Origin of the sequence: Paenarthrobacter sp. NCHU4564, assembly GCF_052156435.1 — a bacterium.
Classification (GTDB): Bacteria; Actinomycetota; Actinomycetes; order Actinomycetales; family Micrococcaceae; genus Arthrobacter.
Map to the genome: position 1 here is coordinate 1 of NZ_JBQLIS010000054.1, position 963 is coordinate 963.

1 protein-coding gene and 1 rRNA gene are annotated in these 963 nt (G+C 63.3%); one reads left to right on the forward strand and one right to left on the reverse strand.

Annotated elements, in window-relative coordinates; genetic code table 11:
* The coding region (locus tag ACSVIE_RS21060; RefSeq protein ID WP_442425154.1) for a hypothetical protein at positions 1-494 on the forward strand (494 nt) is incomplete at its 5' end.
* Between the two features lie 210 nt (positions 495-704).
* Here ACSVIE_RS21060 and rrf read toward each other — a convergent pair.
* Positions 705-821, reverse strand: a 5S ribosomal RNA gene (gene rrf / locus ACSVIE_RS21065).
* Positions 822-963: the final 142 nt, after the last annotated feature.

The window sequence follows — 963 nt, forward strand, 5'->3', positions numbered from 1 at the left end:
TCGCGGTCACCAAACTGACGGCGCTCACCATCGCGGGCAGGACGCTCACCGCGGTCTCCCCGGTCACCGAAGGAACGGCGGTCATCGTCGCGGCGGGGGCCAAAGGAACGGCGGTCATCGCCGTCACGGCGGGGACGGTCGAAGTTTCGGGGGCCGCGGCCCTCGTTGAACGGCTTGCGGTCACGGTCGCGGTCACCAAACTGACGGCGCTCACCATCGCGGGCAGGACGCTCACCACGGTCTCCCCGATCACCGAAGGAACGACGGTCGCGGTCACCGAAAGAACGGCCTTGGTCGTTGCCGTCACGCTTGTCCCTGGAGCGGAAGCCCCGGGGATCTCCGCCGGAGTTGTTGTTGGCGCGGAAAGATCCTCGATCCCCGCGGTTGCCACCGAAATCGCCGCGATTACCGCCGCGGTTGCCGCCATTGTGCTCAGCCATGCTGGATTCCTCCTGTTGCGAGCCGACCACTGGCGCGTGCGTAGTCGCTCATAACCCGTATTTCGTTGTTACGCCGCCGGCAGCGCGAAGGACCGGCCCGTTTATCTGTATCAATTCTAAGTGAAGGCCCCATGGGACACCGAACGTGGAGGGCCAGAAGGCCGGTGCCCGTGGCAAGTCTCACAGCGGAAGTGCTGCCACGGGATCGGCCGGTTAATGTGGGAGACCCCCCAACGTGGTTGGGGGGTCTCGACCTGAATGGTTGTCCGGCGGTGTCCTACTCTCCCACACCCTCCCGGGTGCAGTACCATCGGCGCTGTGGGTCTTAGCTTCCGGGTTCGGAATGGGACCGGGCGTTTCCCCCACGCTATGACCGCCGTAACCTTGTTACCCGTCCCCCGTGTTGGTGGGGGTGGGAAGTTTTTGGTTACAACTGTGGTGTTGTGTATTTGGTTGTGGTTGGTTTTCCTGAACGGGTTGTTGTTCGGGAACCACATAGTGGACGCGTGCATGCAAGTGTGTG